The organism is Amycolatopsis roodepoortensis, from assembly GCF_024628825.1.
Lineage (GTDB): Bacteria > Actinomycetota > Actinomycetes > Mycobacteriales > Pseudonocardiaceae > Amycolatopsis > Amycolatopsis roodepoortensis.
Genome location: NZ_CP102415.1, coordinates 3,768,203 through 3,785,966 on the forward strand (window position 1 = coordinate 3,768,203; position 17,764 = coordinate 3,785,966).

Sequence of the window (17,764 nt, forward strand, 5' to 3'; positions counted from 1 at the left end):
CACACTGCGGACATGGGGAGCTAGGGGCACGTGAGCGAACGCTGGGACGCCGCGCCGGACGACGAACCGGCGCGGCCCGTGCCCGCCGATCCCGGGCAACCGGACGGCAGCGAGCCGGAGGCGGCCGAAAACGCGATCGGCACGGAAGACGTGCTGGACGCCGATTCCGCCCAGCCGGTGGCCGACGAGTCACCGCTGGGCGGGAAACGCGCCCGTCGCTCGCCGTGGAACCGCCCGCGGGATCGCGTGATCGCCGCGGCGATCGTCGTGGTCGTCGCGGTCACCGGCGTCGTCATCGGCGTGACCAGCGACAACGCGGCGACGGTCGCGCAGGTCGCCGCCACGCTGCCGCCAGGGCTCCCGCCCGCGCCGGCGGAAGTTCCCGGCTCCCTGAGCGAACTGTGGCAGGCGCCGAGTTCGGCGACTCCGGTCCCGATCGGCGAAGCCAACAGCGTCGTCACCGCGGACAAGGGCGAGGTCCTCGGCCGGGACCCGTACACCGGCGAGGTCCGGTGGCGCTACTCGCGCGATCTCGAACTGTGCACCGTCGCGCTCGCCGGGATCAAGGTGGACGCGGTGTACCGCAAGGACACCGGCTGCAGCGAGGTCACCCAGCTCGACGCGGGCACCGGGCGCCGCACGGCGCAGCGCAACGGCGACGCCGAACTCGGCACCAGGCTGGTCGTCGACGGGTCGCACGTCACCACGACCGGCAGGAAACTGCTGAACACCTGGCGCGACGACCTGGTCAAGAGCATGGAGTACGGCGAAGTCCCCGCCATCGTGAACCCGAACAAGCAGCCGAGGACCGGCTGCACCTACGGCACGGTGGCCGCCGCGGCGGGCAAGATCGGCGTGATCGAGCGCTGCCCCGGCGACCCGGCCGACCGCTTCACCGTCTACCGCGCGACCAACGACGAAGCCGACGACCCGAAGGTCGACTACAGCACCGTGCTCGCCGGCAAGAACGCGAAGGTCGTCGCGATGTCCGGCGATCTCGCGCTGATCGTGCTGCCCGAGCAGAAATTGCTGGTCATCTACGGCGGCGACGGCCTGCAGAAGTCGGCGTACCCGCTCGACCTGCCCGAGGCGGAGATCTCGCCGGATCCGGTGGGCGGCGTCATGACGACCTCGTGGACCGCGCAGGGCGTGTACTGGTTCACCGGCTCGAAGACCATGGCGTTCTCACGGGACGACCTCACGCCGCGCTGGACGCTGAACAACTCCACCGGCCCCGGGGTGACCTTCGGGGAACAGCTGGTCGTGCCGATCCAGGGCGGGCTCGCCGTGCTCGACGAGACGACCGGCGCCACGATCCGCACCGTCGGCGTGGACCGGCGCGGCTACACCGGCCCAGTGACGCTTTCCTCGGTCGGGCCGGTGCTGCTGGAGCAGCGCGGCCCCACCCTCGTCGCCCTCAAGTGACCGGCGGGCGGTAGCAAAGGTCCCTTGCTCCCGCCGGCCGTCAGCGCGTCGTCGAAGTCCTGGAAGTACGCAGCCTGCTGACTTCCTTCCAGCACCACTTGCCGCCTTCGCTGGCGAGCGTGCCGGTGGCGGTGCCCGGCCGACCCGCGACGGTCAGGGTGACGGCGACCGTGTACTTGGTCTCGGAGATCTTGGTGACCGGGCCGAGCGAAGCGTCCGAGGCTTCGTTGACCCGCTCGATGATCTGGTCGATGTCCTTCTCGGCGCTCCCGCACTTGAGCGCCGTCAGCGCGGCCCTGTCGTGGGCGTTGATGCCGTCGATGATCGCCTGCGCGGTGCCTTCCGGGCCGGACGCCTTCTCGGCCTTGTCGTCACTGAGGAAGAACCCGGGCGCGACGAATCCGGTGATACCCAGCGTGAGCACCACGACGGCAGCGGCGGCGATACCCACGATCAGACCGGTCTTGTTGTTCTTCGGGGGCGCGGGCGGCCCGCCGAAGCCCTGGCCGTACTGCTGCTGACCGTAGCCGGGGTACTGCTGCTGGGGGTACTGCTGCTGCGGGTACGCGCCGCTCTGGTCGTAGCCGCCCTGCTGGTACTGCGGCTGGCCCGGGTACTGCTGCTGTTGCCCTGGGTACTGCTGCTGCTCGGGATACGGCTGCCCCGGCTGCTGCCCTGGGTACTGCTGCCCGCCCTGACCGTGGTCGGGCTGTCCGGGCTGGGGTGGGTAGGTCATCGACAGTGCCCTTCGTCCTCGCTGCGGGTCAGCGTGTTCATCCACGACATGCCCAGTGAGCCACATTTTCGCAGGGACGGGACGCCTTTTCCGGTCAATGACACCTTCCTGCCGGGTCAGCTCCACCAGAACAGGCTCAGCGCGGCCGTCACGCTCACCACGACCACGAGACCGGCGCCGCCCGCGGCGCGGCCGTCACGCGAGTCGGCGACGCGTTGTGCCAGCAAAGCGACGACCGCCGCGACCGGGTGGCCGATCAGTATCAGGAGCCCCGGTCCCGGCGCGCCGGTGAACAGGCAGACCGAGGCGATCGCGACGACGCACACCGCCAGCACGGCCATCCCGGCCGCGAGCGATCCGGTCAGCCCACGCCAGAACCGGCCGCTTCCGGGCGTCACGGGCTCGTCCGCGGGCGGAATGGTCGCGAGCTCTTCGGTGTCCGGTGACGACACGTCCTCGTCTGTCCAATCGTCGGGTTTCGAGAATCTAGGGCGCCAGCAACTCCCACGGCTGAGCTGCGGGCCCGGCCTCCTGGCCTGCCGCGCAACTGGGCCGGAAGTCGCACCATGAGCAACGACGGCCAGGGCGCGCCGGGAACAACACGTCCTCGTCGCCGCCGGCGTCCAGGGTATCCGCTGCCAGCCTCAGGTCCCCGGCGGTCTCGTCGGCGCGTTGGAGATGCCGCTTCAGGCTCTCCTCGGTGTGCTCGGCGGCCGCGATGGTTCCGGTGGGCACGTGGTGCAGCTCGACCTGGTAGCACGGCGTCCGCAGCGTCCTGGCGGCCGCGACCGCGTACAGCGCCAAGGCCTGCGACGAGCGCGCCTCGTACTCGTCCGGCGCGCGGCGGCCGGTCTTGTAGTCGATGATCACCAGTTCCCGGCCGCGCTGATCGATCCGGTCCGCGCGGCCCTCGATGATGAGGCTGGGCCCGCTGCCCGGCTCGAGCGTGACCGGCGCCGAAACCCAGCGCTCCAGCCCGACGGGATCGACGCTGACGTCGTTGTGCTCGACGTACTCCGCGACCCAGGCCTTGGCCCTGGCGCGATACCTGGCGGCCTGGTCGGCGTCTTCGAACCCGGCGTCCTTCCAGTGTTCGGCGACGAGCGCCATCGCCCGCTGCGGCACGCGCTTGATCACCGGCAGGTCGAACAGTGCCCGCAAAGCGTTGTGCACCACCGCACCCAGCGTGCTGTGCGCCCACGCGCCGGTGCGTACCGGGGACGGGCGGTCGAGATATGCCATGCGGTAGCGGCGCGGGCAATCTTCGAACGTCGCGAGGCGCGCGGGCGAGACCTTCGTCAGCTTGCGCGGCGCTTCGACGCCGAAGTCGAAACCAATCTGCTCCATCGGATCACCCCGCGCGCAACGCTACGCACCCCCACCGACACTTTTCGAGGGGATCCCCAGGAAGGAAGCGAGGGACCTTTGCTATCACTCGCGGCCGACCCGGGTACATGAAGGCCCCCTTCCTGTACCTAGGCGCAAGGAAGGGGGCCTTCATGTACTCATGGCCGGCCGGTCACGTGCCCGAGATGAAGCCCTTCACCGAGTTCGCCACCAGTTCGACCGCGATCGCGGCCAGCAGCAGACCCGCGATCTTCGCCAGCAGCGTGATCCCGCTTTCCTTGATCAGCCGGATGACCACGCCCGAGTACCGCATGCACAGGTACAGCACGAAGTGCACTGTCACGATCGAAAGCGCGAGAGCCACGTACGCGCCGACGTGCCCATCGGCCTGCCGCACGAAGACGATGGTCGCGGCGATCGCGCCCGGACCGGCGAGCAGCGGTGTCCCGAGCGGCACGAGGGCGACGTTGACGTCGTCGCCCGCCGCCTCGGCCTCGCCGCCGGTCTTGCCGGTCAGCAGCTGCAGCGCGATGAGCAACAGCAGCAGCCCGCCCGCGCCCTGCAGCGCCGGGATACCGATGCCGAGGTACGACAGGATCGCTTGTCCCGCAACGGCGAACAGCGAGATCACCAGCAGGGAGACCAGCACCGCCTGCCGCGCGGCCTTGGCACGGAACGCCACCGATTTGCGGCCGGTCAGGCTCAGGAACACCGGGACCGTGCCGGGCGGGTCCATGATGACGATCAGCGTGATCGTCGCGCTCATGAACAGGCGCGCGTCGAAGAAGTCCGTGATCGTCACCGGGTCACGACCTGGTAGCCGGTCGACCGCGCGACGAGTTCTTCGAGCGCGAGCGGGTCGGTGGTCTCGTCGCCGAGATCGATGGTCTTGTTCGTGCCGTGGTAATCGCTCGACCCGGTGCGCACGAGCCCCAGCTCCCCCGCCAGCCCGTGCAGCTGGACGCGGGTCTCCTCGTCGTGGTTCGGATGATCGACCTCGACGCCGGTGAGCCCGTGCTCGGCCAGCCCGGCGAGCACGTCGACGGTGATGGTCGCGCCGCGCGTGTAGGCGAAGGGGTGCGCGATGACCGTGACGCCGCCCGCCTCCGCGATCATGTCGATCGCGTCCTCGACGAGCGTGTCCTGCCGCGCCACGAAGTAGCCGCTGCCGTTGCCGAGATAGCTCGCGAAGGCCTCGTTCACCGACGAGACGACGCCCGCCCGCACCAGTGCCTGCGCGAGATGCGGCCGCCCGGCCGAACCGTCCTCCGGCAGCAGCGACATGACCTCGTCGGGATCGACGGGCAGGCCGTCGGCGGCCATCCGCTCGGCCATCACGCGCAGCCGCCATCGCCGTTCCGACCGCAGCCGGGTCTGCTCGGCCACGACCGACGGCGATGCCGGGTCGAAGAGGTACGCGAGCAGGTGGACGCTGATATGCCGTCCGGTCACCGGATCGACGGAGATCGTCGACAGCTCGGCGCCGGGGACCAGCGTGAGCCCCGGCGGAAGTGCCTCGGCGGCCGGGGCCCAGCCGGCCGTGGTGTCGTGATCGGTGATCGCGACTACGTCGAGGCCCGCCTTCGCGGCGGCGGCGACCAGCCCGGCAGGGCTGTCGGTGCCGTCGGAGGCGGTGGAGTGGGCGTGCAGGTCGATGCGCATCGCCGCTCAGTATCGACGATGCTCCAGGTCACAGCGACCCCGGGACCTGCGCTAACCGACCTTCTTCTTGCCGCGCGCCGCACGCTGCGCCTTGATCATCGAAAAGCGCTCGGCCTGCTTCTGCTTGTCGCCGAAGACGAGCTCGGAAATCGTGTCGTAGAACTCTTCCGGCTTCGGCAGGTAGTCGATGCGGTTCAGCGCCTGGATCTGACCGGCGGACTCGACCACCATGGTCCCGTACCCCATCATCCGGCCCCACGCCGAACGCTCGTAGGTGAGGTCGGTGACCTTGGTGATCGGCATCATCAGCACTTTCGTGGTGAAGACACCGGTGGTCATGACGAACCGCTTGTCCGTGACCACCAGGCGCTCGACCCACCACTCCATCACCACGTACGCGAAGCGCAGGATGATGAGCAACGCGGCATACCAGAGGATGTTCTGGATGACCCACGCGGCGGGCGGCAACAGGTAGGAGACCAGGACGCAGACGGCCAGCAACGCGGCCGTCTCGAAGGTTTCCCACAACAGCACAGCCCAGTGCCGGCGGATCCGGATGACCCGCCGCTCGGTGTCGAGGAGATACTCGTCTGGATCGCGTGGGGCGAACATACCGATAGAGTATCCGCTCCCCCGCTAGCTGAAGACGTTGCTGACGAAGGTGATCACCGATTCGGCCGAGTCACGCAGGAAGCCGATGATGTTTCCCACGAGGCCCGCGGCCTGACCTGGCTGCGCGATCACGAAGAACAGCACCAACGCGATTCCTGCGAAAGTGAGGAGCTTTTTCGCGTTCACAGCGATCAATCCTGTCTCTTACGGTGACTGACTGCGGATACTGACCATTCATTTTGTACCGCACCTTCCACCGGCGCGGGAGGGAAGTCCCGCGCTTGGGTCAGCCGGCGAGGGGAAGTGTACCGTACGGCTACTCTCCGTGTACAGGACAGCCATTGTCAGGAAGCCCGCGTCTACCATTCGGGAATGAACACCGTTTCGGACAGCACCGTCCGCTGCGTAGGCGGCATCGTGCACGACGAACTGGGGCGGATTCTGCTGATCCGGCGCGCGAATGAACCCGGACGTGGACTCTGGTCGGTTCCCGGCGGGCGGGTCGAACCCGGCGAAACGGACGAAGCGGCCGTGATCCGGGAGATGCGCGAGGAGACCGGGCTCGACGTGATGCCGGGCACACTCGTCGGCAACGTCCGCCGTGGCTCGTATGACATCCACGATTACGCCTGCGCGGTCACCGGCGGCACTCTCCGTGCCGGGGACGACGCCACCGACGCCCGGTGGATCGACGCCGGAACCTTGATCGAACTCGACGAACACGGCCACTTGGCCGAACTCCTGTTCGTCACTCTCCGCGATTGGGGAGTGCTGCCGACCGGCGAGTTCCCGCCGTCCTGACACCCGCTGTACACGATTCGGCAAAAGTCACCGGGATAAAGCAGCACAAGAGGTGAAAAGCGGCCTTCCCGACGCATTGCCGACATCTGCGGAGAGCCGAATGGGGAAACCTGGGCGTGGCGTGGCTAAACGGGCAACCAGGTCATCCGCTGCCCGTGCGGGGCCGTCCGGGCCAATGCCCGCACGTCCGGGACACCGGCATCCCAGCGGACCAGTCCAAGCACGGCCTGGTCCACCGGTTCGGCCAGATCGGCCCGGCCGGGCACCAAGGGTTCCAGCGCGGCGGCGTAGAACTCCTCGCTGACCCACCACAACGGCCGGTCCGCGGCGAGTTTCCGGAGCGCCTCGATGAAGTCCGCCCGCCGCTCCCCCAGGTACGCCAGCACGTGACTGGTCAAGACCACGAGCGGAGCGTCGGCGGGCAGGGTGGCCGCCGCGGCGGCGAGATCGTCGACCGCGTCGCCCGCGATCAGCTCCGGCCGCTGCTTGCCCTGCGCCGCCGCGGCCGTGCGCAGGAGCCGGATCCGGTCCGGCTGGTCGGCCCAGACGCAGGCTTCGAGCCAGGCCAGTTCGTCCTCGTCGGCCAGGTCCACCGGCGCGCGGTCGAGGCCGGCGCGGGCGGTGATCGTCAGCTTCTTCGGCACCTTCGGCGTGACGGCACCGGGCGCGAGGTCCAGCGCGCAGTGCAGGCCGACGGCGGTCTTCGCGGGCCCGGCGGTGAGCTGTTCGCCGCCGTCGCATTGGTAGCGGTAGGCGTATTTGTCCATGCCGAGGAGCAGCCCCGCGCTGCAGCCGACCTCGAGCAGCGCGATCTTGCCGCCCGCCTCCTTCGCCGCCGTCGTCATCGCGGGGTACAGCAGCGCCGCACGGCGGACCTCGTTGGTCTGCGTGTACCGCGAGGAGATGATCGACCTGGCCTTGTCCGCTCGTTCCAGCAGGAACGAGCGGAACAACGGCCACGTCTCCGAGTCCACGCCGTCGAAACCACCGACGGACGGGTAGTACCGCGAGAGCGGGTGGATGGGATCGGCCTGGATGAGCCGGTGCGCCGTCGCCATGAGCAGCGTTCCGCGCGCTTCACCGCCACGCGCGTCGGTCAGGAGCCCGGCGACGTCGTCGTCCTCGGCCGCCTTCGCCGCCAGGTGCTCGTACAGCGGCGAAACACCGGCCGCCTCGACCGTCGCGAACTTCCGCAGACGGCTCTTGATCTCATCCAGCCCGATGGGCATCGACGCGCTCCCTCTTCCCGTTCGTGGCACCTATTATTCGTGCGGAACCGGGCGGCCGGGCTGTTCACCGCCCCTGCTGTCACCGTAAGACCGCTTCGGCACCATCACCTTGCGACGGAAGACACACACGATCGTGCCGTCCTGCTTGTAGCCGCGGGTCTCGACGTAGACGACGCCCCGGTCGTCCTTCGACTTCGACGGCGTCTTGTCCAGCACCTCGGTCTCGCCGTAGATCGTGTCGCCGTGGAAGGTCGGCTTCACGTGCTTCAGCGATTCGACCTCGAGGTTCGCGATCGCCTTGCCGGACACGTCCGGCACCGACATCCCCAGCAGCAGCGAGTAGATGTAGTTGCCGACCACGACGTTCTTGCCGAAGTCGGTGGTCTCCTCGGCGTAGTGCGCGTCGAGGTGCAGCGGATGGTGGTTCATGGTGATGAGGCAGAACAGGTGGTCGTCGTACTCGGTGACCGTTTTGCCCGGCCAGTGCTTGTAGACCGCACCGACCTCGAACTCTTCGTAATAGCGACCGAACTGCACCCATTCCTCCTGCACGAGTAACGCGGCGTGAGCCTGGAACGACAGGCCTTCATGTTGAGGAGTACCCTCGACCATTGGTGTCGGGTCGTCAACGCGACCAACACCACTGCGTAACCGTCCGCCGAGCCAAGGAGGTGAGGAACCCGATGTCCAGTGGCGATAGTCCGCTTCCTAGTAGTCGCAGCGTTTCCGCCTTCACGTCTCGCCGGATCCCCACCTGGCAGGGCTGACGAAACCGGGAACGCTGGCCTAGCCGAGCGGCCCCCCGACCGCTTGGCCCGTCGTCTTCGCGCATCAACGCACGACGTCTGCCCAGGAGATCCCATGCCTGCCATTCCCTCGCTCGGCGGCCTTCGCGGCCGGAGCAACGGCCGCGCCAAGAGCGTCCCCGAACGCCCGCTGCCCGTCCCCCTGTCGGCGTATGTCGTCGATTGCGCGGTGTACGTGGAGGGCAAGCGCCTGCCCGGCCGCTGGACGCACGCCGAGGCCATCAAAGAGGTGCGCAAGCGGCACGCCGGGTTCGTCTGGATCGGCCTGCACGAGCCCGACGCCGTCCAGATCCAGGGCATCGCGGACACCTTCGGCCTGCACGAGCTGGCCGTCGAGGACGCGCTCGAAGCACACCAGCGGCCCAAGCTGGAGCGCTACGACGACACGCTGTTCATGGTGCTCAAGACCGTCCGGTACGTCGAGCACGAGTCGCCCGCGACGGCGAACGAGATCGTCGAGACCGGCGAGCTGATGGCCTTCCTCGGCCGCGACTTCGTGATCACCGTGCGGCACGGGAACCACTCGGGGCTCGCCCGGCTGCGCCGCGAACTCGACCAGGACCCGGAGCGGCTCGACCTCGGGCCGTCCGCGGTGCTGCACGCGATCGCGGACCACGTCGTCGACCACTATCTCGACGTCACCACCGCCATCGAGTCGGACATCGACGAGATGGAGACGCACGTCTTCGCGCCGCGGTCCAAGGTGAGCGCCGAGCAGATCTATTTCATGAAGCGCGAGGTGCTGGAGCTGCGCCGCGCGGTCATGCCGCTGGGGACGCCGCTGCAGCGCCTCGCCGAGGGGTACACGCGGCTGATCCCGGACGAGGTCCGCTCGTACTTCCGTGACGTCTCCGACCACCTGACCACCGTGGCGGAGCGGGTCGCGAACTTCGACGAACTGCTGACCACCCTGGTCGACGCGACACTGGCGAAGATCACCCTCCAGCAGAACACCGACATGCGCAAGATCACCGCCTGGGCGGCGATCATCGCGGTCCCCACGGCGCTGGCAGGCATCTACGGGATGAACTTCGACTACATGCCGGAGCTGCACTGGCGGTTCGGCTACCCGGTGGCGATGACGGTCATCTTCGGCGTCTGCATCCTGCTCTACCGAATATTCAGGAAGAACCGCTGGCTCTGACCTCTTCCCGCTTTCGGTAGTACCTGGAGTTCCCCATGCCAAGGATCCTGACCAACCTCAAGTTCTGGGCGCTGGCGTTCTGCCTCGTCTGGCTCGGCATCGTCGTCGCGATCATCGCCAAGGACCCCGCGTTCGCGCACGGCCCGCAGTAGGCCGTCCGGCATTACGCTGGAGCGTATGAAAGCGCTGGTCGTCGCGGACGAGGTCGAAGAGCGGTTGTGGACGTCCGCCGTCCGCAACCACCCCGCCGACCTCGTGATCGGCGCCGGCGACCTGCCGTACGACTACCTCGAGTTCCTGGCGGGCGCGCTCGACGTGCCGTGCGTCTTCGTCCCCGGCAACCACGACCCCGACCTGTCCGGCTACACGCGCTACGGCGGACTGTCCATGAAGGACGGTTTCCCCGCCGTGTGGCCCGGGCCGGCGGGCGGGGTGAACGCGGACGGCCGGATCGTCGACGTCGGCGGGCTCCGGATCGCCGGGCTCGGCGGCTCGGTCCGCTACAACGACGGGCCTAACCAGTGGACGCAACGCCAGCAGGCGCGGCGTGCCCGGCGGCTGGTACGCCGGGCCCGGCTCCGCCGCTGGCGGGACGGGCGGGATGTCGACGTCCTGCTCACGCACGCGCCGCCGCGGCACTGCGGCGACCGCGAGGATCCGCCGCACCGCGGCTTCGACTGTCTCCATCGCACGATCGAGTTGTTGCGCCCGAAGTGGTTGCTGCACGGGCATATCCACCCGCACGGTGAACCCGTGCCGGACCGGGTGGTCGGCGGGACCACGGTCCGCAACGTGGTCGGGTACCGGATCATGGAGTTCTCATGAAGGACACGGGCTTTCCCCGCGCGGACGCGGAGCACGACTTCCTCCGCGCGCGACGGCGTCAGGTGCTGTCCCGGCTGGCGAACTGGCTGCGCCGCGAACCCGACGACGTCAACATCATGCTGCCGTTCCACGAGGTGGTCGACGCGCTCGGCTATCTCGGCGAACGGAAGATCGGGGCGCGGGTGATCCGGCTCGATTCGATCGTCGGCAGCGTCGACCGCGGCCGCGACTTCGACCGGCGCTTCCGTCCGACGTCCGGGCGGGTTCGCGAACGCTGGGAACGGCTGGCGCTGGCCACCCGGCGCGGCGAGTCGATTCCGCCGATCGAGGTGTACCGCGTCGGCGAACTGCATTTCATCATCGACGGGCACCACCGCGTTTCGGTGGCGCACGCGATGCGACTGTCCACAATAGAGGCGATGGTCACCGAGGTGCGGACCAAACTGGACCCGAGCGGGATCCGGTACCGCGGCGACCTGATCGTGAAGGACTACCGGCGGCTGTTCCTGGAACGCGTCCCGCTGTCGGGGCAGTCGCGGGCTTCGGTGGTGTTCACGGACCCGTGGGACTACGCGCGGCTCGGTGAGCACGTGGAGGCGTGGGGCTTCCGGCTGATGCAGGACGAAGGCGCGTACTCGGATCGCGCGACGCTGGCGCAGCGGTGGTTCGACGAGGAGTTCGTGCCGGTGGTGGCGATGCTGCGGCAGGCGGACCTGATCGGCTCGCGCACGGACGCCGAGGCGTATCTGTGGGTGGCGTGCGAACGGTACCGGCTGATCCGGACGCACCGGTGGGACGACGAGGTCTTCGAGGCCGTGCGGTCGCAGTCGCGGCCCACCTAGGTACGTGAAGGCCCCCTTCATGTACCTAGGCGCAATGAAGGGGGCCTTCACGTACTTGACTACATGTGCACGGCGACCGGCGCAGCGTCCGGAGAAGCGCCTTCAGGGGCCTTCGCCGGAGCACCCGAACGCAGCAGCAGCCCGCAGATCACCGCACCGATGACGAAGATCCACCCGCCCCACACGAAAGCGGTCGTGTAGCTGTGCACAGCCGCTTCGGCCGCCAGCTGCGGCGAAGGCGCCTTCCCAGCGGCGAACGACGTCGCGGCGTTGCCGGCCAGCGTGCTCAGCAGCGCGGTCCCGATCGAGCCGCCGACCTGCTGCGCGGTGTTGACCGCCGCCGACGCGACACCGGCGTCGTGCGTGTCGACGCCGAAGGTCGCGACGCTCATCGCGGGCGCCATGGCGAGGCCGATGCCGACACCCATGACCATCAGCGGGAACAGCACCCCGCCGGCGTACGTGCTGGTGGTGTCGATGGCCGAGAGCCAGAACAGTCCGGCGCCGGCGATCAGCATTCCCAGTGACACCAACGGTTTCGCGCCGAACTTGGGCAGCAGCACGGCCGTCGCCGACGTCGCGCTCGCCATCAGGGTTGCCACCATCGGCAGGAACGCGACCCCGCTCTGCACGGGCGTGAACTGGAGGTTCAGCTGGATGTAGAAGGTGAGGAACAGAAAGATCGAGAACATCCCGATGGCGAGCAGGAACATCGCGAGGTAGGAGCCGCCGCGGTCGCGGTCGAGCAGAACCCGCAGCGGCAGCAGCGGATGCGAAACCCGTTGCTGGATCACGACGAACGCGGCCAGCAGGACGACACCGGCGGCGAGGAAACCCCACACCGACACCGAGGACCACGAGTCACGCTCGGCGTTCGCGAAACCGTAGACGAGCGCGAAGAGACCGGCCGACGCGGTGATCGTGCCCGGGATGTCGAGCTTCGGGCGCGGGCCATCGGTCTCGGAGTTCTTCAGCAGCACGGCCGAACCGGCGAACGCGATCACCGCGAAGATGATGTTGACGTACATCGACCAGCGCCAGTCGAGGTACTCGGTCAGCACGCCGCCGAGCAGCAGGCCGATCGCCGCGCCGCCGCCGCCGATCGCGCCGAAGACGCCGAACGCCTTGCCGCGTTCCTTCGGATCGGTGAACGTCGTGGTCAGCAGCGAAAGGGCGGCCGGAGCGAGAAGCGCGCCGAAGACACCCTGCGCGGCACGGGCGACGAGCAGCATTTCGATGCTGGTGGCGGCGCCGCCGATCGCGGACACGATGGCGAAGCCGGCGAGTCCGACGAGGAAGGCGCGTTTGCGGCCGAAGAGGTCCGCGAGCCGCCCGCCCAGCAGGAGCAGGCTGCCGAACGCGAGCGCGTAGGCGGTGACGACCCACTGGCGGGCGTCGTTCGAGAACTCGAGATCCTGCTGCGCCGACGGGAGCGCGATGTTCACGACGGTGGCGTCGAGAACGACCATCAGCTGGGCGAGGCCGATCATCACCAGGATCAGCCATCTCCTGGCGTGGTGCGGGTTGGTGTGCTGCGCGGCCGCGTCCCCCGGCGGCGTGACGACAGCGGTGGATGAATCAGACATACGGGCGGTTTCCTCACCGATAGTGACGAAGAAGCTATGTGGAGTAGGTATCTCCCCTTTCCGCGCCCAAGGTACACAAGAAGTGGAGAAGTGTCCTCTACTTCGTTTGTTAAGCTGGACGGATGGCTCGGGAACTCGCTCCCGCCGCACCGGCGCGGCCGTTGCGGCGCGACGCTGAACTCAATCGGCAGCGCATCATCGCGGCGGCACACACCGTCTTCGGCGAGCGCGGGCTCGAAGCGACCCTCGACGACGTCGCGCATCACGCCGGCGTCGGCGTGGGCACGGTCTATCGCCGCTTCCCGAGCAAGGAACACCTGGTCGAGGCCATGTTCGTCGACCAGTTCGAGACGATCCGCGAGTTCGCCGAAGAGGCGCTTCGCGCCGAAGATCCCTGGGAGGGATTCGCGGGCTTCACGTGGCGCGCGGCCGAACTGCACGCCGGTGACCGCGGGTTACGCGAAGTCATGCTGTCGAACGTCTTCGGCCAGGAGCGCGTCGCCGAGGCGAAATCGCGCATGGTGCCGTTGATCACACAGCTCGTCGAGCGGGCTCAGACGGCAGGTGTCCTCCGCGCCGATTTCATGCCGACGGACATCCCGCTCCTGCACCAGATGCTCGGCTCGGTCATTGAGTTCACGCACGGTATCCAGCCGGATCTGTGGCGCCGGTGCCTCGCGATGCTGCTGGACGGCCTGCGTGCCGAGCCCGGCCGCGCCACCCCGCTGCCGCATCCGCCCCTCGACTTCGAGGCGCTGGACGAGGCGATGTGCTCCTTCCGCCTGCCTCGCCTGCGCTGACCCCGCGTTTAGTCCTCTGAATGCGGCGCCTTCACGTGCCCGGATGCGTAACTCGCGTGATTGGAGGCGCAACACACGTGTCCAGAGGGACGGCACGCGCCGAACCCGACGTCATGCGTGTCGTCCGCCCAACCACGCGAGTTCCACTCCCAAGCACGTGAGTTACGCCGTCAGTCACGTGAGTTACGCCTCCAATCACGTGAGTTACGCCTCCAAGCACGTGAGTTCCGGCTTCGAGCACGCGCCCTGGAGTTGAGGGCCACGCGTTTAGTCCTCTGGATGCGGTAGTTGCGCGTGCAAGGACCGCATCCAGAGGACTAAACGCGTTGGGGGAAAGGCGTCAGGGGAGCTTCGGGAAGACCGCGGCGGCGACCTCTCGCGCCGCCGCGCAGGTGGCGTCTTCCGGCTCCCCGTCGACGCCCACCACCGAGAGCATCGCCTGCTCGACCCGGTCCGGGGTGCCCGGGATCGGCCGGTGCGTGGTCACCTGGCAGAACGCGCCGGACGTGGTGACCTGGACCTGCCGCCCGCCCAGCGCCTCCGTCGCGCCCGGCGTGGTGTCCGCGCCCACCGACAGCGAGAAACTCACCTTGCCGCGGATGCAGCTGTGCCCGGAAAGCGCCGGCGCCGGTTTGGTCTCCGGACCGGCGGCGGCGTCGAGCTCGTGCTGGTCGAGCTGCGCGCACGGCGCGACGCGGCCCCACGAACGCTGGTCAAGGTTCAGCCGCCCGGCCTTGCGCGCGGCGATCACCCCGGCCGCGCCGTCGACCGTCGCGTCGGCGATCCGGCAGCGGTCGGCCTGATCGGCGGGCGCCGTGTCGTCGGAGGTCACCGCGATGGACAGCCTGATCCCATCGGCGAAGGTGAGCAGCCGGGTGCAGGCGATGTCCTCGTTGAACGTCGAGCGCTGGACGCTGACGCCTTCCGGCAACGGCCCGGCGTATTCGTACGGCTGATTGTTCGGATCCTGCCCGGAAGTGATCGGGCCGGTGGTCACGGTGTAGCGATTCGCGCCCTCGACGAATTCGAGACGGCAGAACTCGAAAGAGGTCAACGGCGGTTTGACCGCGTTTCCGCCGCCGATGACTTTTCGCTGGTCGACGAGGCTGCAGTAATCGAGCGACGAGTATTCCCCGAGCGCTTCGGAAGCGGTCAGAGCCTCCTCACCCGCCGTGGTCGAAGGTGTCACCGCCGGTTCCGGCGTGGAACAGGCCGCGACGAGGAACAAACCGCAGATCACCGCGCTGAGTCTCTTCGAGGGCACCGGAGCAGTATCGTCAAAAGATCGCGGAACACCAGCCCCTACGGGCGAAGAACACAGGGTCCGTCACGTTTTCCCAGGTGACCGCCTTACCGCGATTTCACGCCCTTAAGGGTTCGTTTCGTTCCGCGGTGGGATGCGGCAGGGCCGTCACGAGACGACAATGGGTTTCACACACCGTGACGACCGAGAGGGAAATACCGTGACGAACCCCGTAGCCGCCCGCCTGACCCGACCGCGCCAGGGCCGCATGATCGGCGGCGTCTGCGCCGGTCTCGCCAAACGCTTCGGCACCACGCCGGGCAAGGTCCGCCTCCTCGCCGTGCTGTCCTGCCTGCTGCCCGGCCCGCAGTTCATCGTCTACCTCGTGCTGTGGCTCGCCCTCCCCGAGAGCGAGTACTGATCCGCCTCAGGCGTTGGGATCGAAGGGGATGCCCGCCGGTTTGGCCTTCCCCAGGTTGTATTCGAAGGAGCCGTCCTTGATCGCCAGGCTCGCGCTGCCGAAATCGGCGCGGACGAGCGTGTCACGGACACCGGGCGGGAACCCGTCCCAGCTGACGAGGTCCGGGTACTGCCAGGCGTTGTAGTGGTTCTCCGGCGGTTCGGTCGCGCTCGCGATGCGGAAGCAGTGGGTGCTCGCGCCGTCCTTGTGATAGACGATCTTCGGGTGGGTCCCCTCCCAGGCGACCTTGGAGCGGTCGTAGGTGGAGTAGTTGCCGTGCGCCGACGTCGAGACGTACCGGGCCTGGCCCTCGTTGACCCAGACGACGACGTGTTCGATGTCGTGCCGGTGCCCGCAGCAGTCGATGCCCGGGACAGCCTGGTCCTTCTCGAAGTACAGGTCGTAGAGGTGGGCGCACCAGCCGTTGTTGCACTTCGACCGCGCGTAGGAGTTGGTGTTGTCGAGGTCCGACTGGTCACGGCACTGCCCGTTGAGGGCGCCGGAGTTCTTGAGACCGGTGGCGATCGCGCCGGTCGGTGAGATCGCGGGCGTCGGGTAGCAGCCGTCGGTGTCGTAGTCGAACGCCGGCTGCCACTTGCGGTCGACCTCGGTAGCGTTCGACGGCAGGGCCTGCGGGGGTTCGGCCCAGGCGACGGCCGGGGCGAGCGTGGTGATGAGGACCGCTCCGACCAGGCCCTGCAGGAGACGGCGTGTCGGCTTCTTCGGCAAGGCAGGCACCCTTCTCTAGGTACCCGGAGGGTCCCCGATCACCCTAAGCGACGTAAACCGCCGAAGGTGGGGAATCCCCGATGTCCGAAGTGGACAATCGCGACCGGTCTCCGACACCGCACACGCGTGATCGGAGGCGTAACTCGCGTGATTGGGCGGCGAACACGACCGAGGCCCGGCGGGACGGAGTCTTCCGGCTCGAGACACGTGAGTTACGGCCTGAGGCACGCGAGTTACGGCTTCGATCACGCGAGTTACGACTGGGCGCGCGGGGCGCGCGTGAAGGCCCCCTTCCCTCGGCTGAGCCGAGGGAAGGGGGCCTTCACGCGCTACAGGGGTCAGTCGGTGTAGGTCAGGTTCTTGCCGCTGGCCCCGTCGAACAACTTGATCTTGTCCGCGTCGAACCACAGCTCGACGTCCTGGTTCTCCGCCGCCGACGAGGCCGCCGACAGGCGGGCCACGATCTGCGACTCGGCGCCGGGGACGTCCGAGGAACCGCTGTCGGCGGCGAGATCCGCGAGGTCGGACGACGACGCGGCCTCACCCTCGACCGAGAAGTGCGCGAACTTCTCGGAACCCATCGACTCGAGGACGTCGACGTGGGCGGTGAACGTCGCGCCCTGGCGGGCGGCGGCGTCCACCAGCGCGGCGTCCTCGAAGTGCTCCGGCCGGATACCGACGATGACCTCACGCGGCGCGTCGGCGGCTTCGACCAGCCGCCGCACCCGGTCGGTGAGCGGGATGTCGCCCAGCGCGCTGCGGGCCGCCCCGTTCTCCAGCGTCGCGGGGACGAAGTTCATCGACGGGCTGCCGATGAACCCGGCCACGAACAGGTTCGCCGGGTTGTCGTAGAGGAACTGCGGCGACCCGATCTGCTGCACGTAACCCGCCCGGAGCACGACGACCCGGTCGCCGAGGGTCATCGCCTCGGTCTGGTCGTGCGTGACGTAGAGCGTCGTCGTGCCGAGCTGTTTCTGGATCTTCGACACCGACGTCCGCATCTGGCCGCGGAGTTTCGCGTCCAGATTGGACAGTGGCTCGTCCATCAGGAACGCCTTTGGGTTGCGGACGATCGCGCGTCCCATCGCGACCCGCTGCCGCTGACCACCGGAGAGGTTCGCCGGTTTGCGGTCCAGGTGCCCGGTCAGATCGAGGATCTTCGCGGCTTCTTCGACCTTCGCCCGCACGGTCTTGTCGTCGACCTTGGCCAGCCGCAGCGGGAACGCCATGTTCTCCCGCACGCTCATGTGCGGGTACAGCGCGTAGGACTGGAACACCATCGCGATGTCGCGGTCCTTCGGCGCCTTCTCGTTGACGCGCTGGCCGTCGATGCGCAGTTCGCCGGAGGAGATGTCCTCCAGCCCGGCGACCATGTTCAGCGTCGTGGACTTCCCGCAGCCGGACGGGCCGACCAGGATGATGAACTCACCGTCGGCGATCGTGATGTCCACTTCGGACACCGCGAGGGCGCCGTCGGGGTACTTCTTGGACACTTTTTCGAGAACGATTTCAGCCAT

The 17,764-nt window shown here is 68.3% G+C and carries 20 protein-coding genes; 7 read left to right on the forward strand and 13 right to left on the reverse strand.

What is annotated here, in order from left to right; translation table 11 throughout:
• Positions 1-30 precede the first annotated feature (30 nt).
• Complete coding sequence (locus tag NQK81_RS17440) at positions 31-1,425, forward strand: Rv3212 family protein (RefSeq protein ID WP_257489031.1); 1,395 nt, start codon at positions 31-33, stop codon at positions 1,423-1,425.
• 40 nt (positions 1,426-1,465) lie between these two features.
• Here the strand turns inward: NQK81_RS17440 and NQK81_RS17445 are convergent, their stop codons facing one another.
• From NQK81_RS17445 to NQK81_RS17475, 7 genes are all read right to left on the reverse strand, one after another.
• Positions 1,466-2,161, reverse strand: a complete 696-nt coding sequence (locus tag NQK81_RS17445; RefSeq protein WP_257489032.1) for a hypothetical protein — start codon at positions 2,159-2,161, stop codon at positions 1,466-1,468.
• A 116-nt stretch (positions 2,162-2,277) separates the two neighbouring features.
• Entirely contained in the window at positions 2,278-2,613 is a 336-nt protein-coding gene (locus NQK81_RS17450) for a hypothetical protein (RefSeq protein WP_257489033.1), read from the reverse strand.
• 34 nt (positions 2,614-2,647) lie between these two features.
• A complete protein-coding gene (locus NQK81_RS17455; RefSeq protein WP_126736335.1) occupies positions 2,648-3,508 on the reverse strand; it encodes a RecB family exonuclease in 861 nt (286 codons plus the stop codon).
• 172 nt (positions 3,509-3,680) lie between these two features.
• The gene (locus NQK81_RS17460; RefSeq protein ID WP_016331481.1) at positions 3,681-4,310 is read right to left on the reverse strand and encodes a MarC family protein; all 630 of its coding nucleotides are present in this window, start codon (positions 4,308-4,310) and stop codon (positions 3,681-3,683) included.
• Positions 4,307-5,170, reverse strand: a complete 864-nt coding sequence (locus NQK81_RS17465; RefSeq protein WP_126736336.1) for a PHP domain-containing protein — start codon at positions 5,168-5,170, stop codon at positions 4,307-4,309. The genes NQK81_RS17460 and NQK81_RS17465 overlap by 4 nt, the downstream gene beginning before the upstream one ends.
• Before the next feature lie 51 nt (positions 5,171-5,221).
• Positions 5,222-5,782: a PH domain-containing protein gene (locus NQK81_RS17470; protein ID WP_034313292.1), complete on the reverse strand. Its 561-nt coding sequence runs from the start codon at positions 5,780-5,782 to the stop codon at positions 5,222-5,224.
• 24 nt (positions 5,783-5,806) lie between these two features.
• Positions 5,807-5,968 (reverse strand): hypothetical protein, encoded by a 162-nt coding sequence (locus NQK81_RS17475; protein ID WP_005167589.1) that lies wholly within the window; start codon positions 5,966-5,968, stop codon positions 5,807-5,809.
• A gap of 186 nt (positions 5,969-6,154) precedes the next feature.
• Between NQK81_RS17475 and NQK81_RS17480 the strand changes: the two genes are divergently transcribed.
• A complete protein-coding gene (locus NQK81_RS17480; protein WP_257489034.1) occupies positions 6,155-6,583 on the forward strand; it encodes an NUDIX hydrolase in 429 nt (142 codons plus the stop codon).
• Positions 6,584-6,708: 125 nt separating this feature from the next.
• Here NQK81_RS17480 and NQK81_RS17485 read toward each other — a convergent pair whose 3' ends face one another.
• A complete protein-coding gene (locus NQK81_RS17485; protein ID WP_257489035.1) occupies positions 6,709-7,812 on the reverse strand; it encodes a DUF2332 domain-containing protein in 1,104 nt (367 codons plus the stop codon).
• A gap of 33 nt (positions 7,813-7,845) precedes the next feature.
• Entirely contained in the window at positions 7,846-8,349 is a 504-nt protein-coding gene (locus tag NQK81_RS17490; RefSeq protein WP_034313413.1) for a MaoC family dehydratase, read from the reverse strand.
• A gap of 324 nt (positions 8,350-8,673) precedes the next feature.
• On the opposite strand from NQK81_RS17490, the gene corA reads away from it, so the two are divergent.
• The 3 genes from corA to NQK81_RS17505 all read left to right on the forward strand — a co-directional run bounded on the left by corA (position 8,674) and on the right by NQK81_RS17505 (position 11,429).
• Entirely contained in the window at positions 8,674-9,762 is a 1,089-nt protein-coding gene (corA, locus tag NQK81_RS17495; RefSeq protein ID WP_034313298.1) for a magnesium/cobalt transporter CorA, read from the forward strand.
• A gap of 177 nt (positions 9,763-9,939) precedes the next feature.
• Positions 9,940-10,587: a metallophosphoesterase family protein gene (locus NQK81_RS17500; RefSeq protein ID WP_257489036.1), complete on the forward strand. Its 648-nt coding sequence runs from the start codon at positions 9,940-9,942 to the stop codon at positions 10,585-10,587.
• Positions 10,584-11,429 carry a ParB N-terminal domain-containing protein gene (locus tag NQK81_RS17505; RefSeq protein ID WP_126736340.1) on the forward strand — a complete coding sequence of 282 codons (846 nt, stop codon included), beginning with the start codon at positions 10,584-10,586 and terminating at the stop codon, positions 11,427-11,429. The genes NQK81_RS17500 and NQK81_RS17505 overlap by 4 nt, the downstream gene beginning before the upstream one ends.
• Before the next feature lie 59 nt (positions 11,430-11,488).
• Here the strand turns inward: NQK81_RS17505 and NQK81_RS17510 are convergent, their stop codons facing one another.
• Positions 11,489-13,015 (reverse strand): MFS transporter, encoded by a 1,527-nt coding sequence (locus NQK81_RS17510; protein ID WP_257489037.1) that lies wholly within the window; start codon positions 13,013-13,015, stop codon positions 11,489-11,491.
• A 122-nt stretch (positions 13,016-13,137) separates the two neighbouring features.
• Here NQK81_RS17510 and NQK81_RS17515 point away from each other — a divergent pair, with 122 nt between their 5' ends.
• A complete protein-coding gene (locus NQK81_RS17515) occupies positions 13,138-13,815 on the forward strand; it encodes a TetR/AcrR family transcriptional regulator (protein ID WP_257489038.1) in 678 nt (225 codons plus the stop codon).
• Between the two features lie 340 nt (positions 13,816-14,155).
• Here NQK81_RS17515 and NQK81_RS17520 read toward each other — a convergent pair whose 3' ends face one another.
• On the reverse strand, positions 14,156-15,079 hold the full coding sequence (locus tag NQK81_RS17520; protein ID WP_257489039.1) for a hypothetical protein: 924 nt from the start codon (positions 15,077-15,079) through the stop codon (positions 14,156-14,158).
• 247 nt (positions 15,080-15,326) lie between these two features.
• Between NQK81_RS17520 and NQK81_RS17525 the strand changes: the two genes are divergently transcribed.
• On the forward strand, positions 15,327-15,479 hold the full coding sequence (locus NQK81_RS17525; protein WP_016331469.1) for a PspC domain-containing protein: 153 nt from the start codon (positions 15,327-15,329) through the stop codon (positions 15,477-15,479).
• A gap of 6 nt (positions 15,480-15,485) precedes the next feature.
• Here the strand turns inward: NQK81_RS17525 and NQK81_RS17530 are convergent, their stop codons facing one another.
• Both NQK81_RS17530 and NQK81_RS17535 read right to left on the reverse strand, forming a co-directional pair.
• Positions 15,486-16,247, reverse strand: a complete 762-nt coding sequence (locus tag NQK81_RS17530; protein ID WP_257489040.1) for an NPP1 family protein — start codon at positions 16,245-16,247, stop codon at positions 15,486-15,488.
• Between the two features lie 338 nt (positions 16,248-16,585).
• A complete protein-coding gene (locus NQK81_RS17535; RefSeq protein ID WP_192746581.1) occupies positions 16,586-17,764 on the reverse strand; it encodes an ABC transporter ATP-binding protein in 1,179 nt (392 codons plus the stop codon).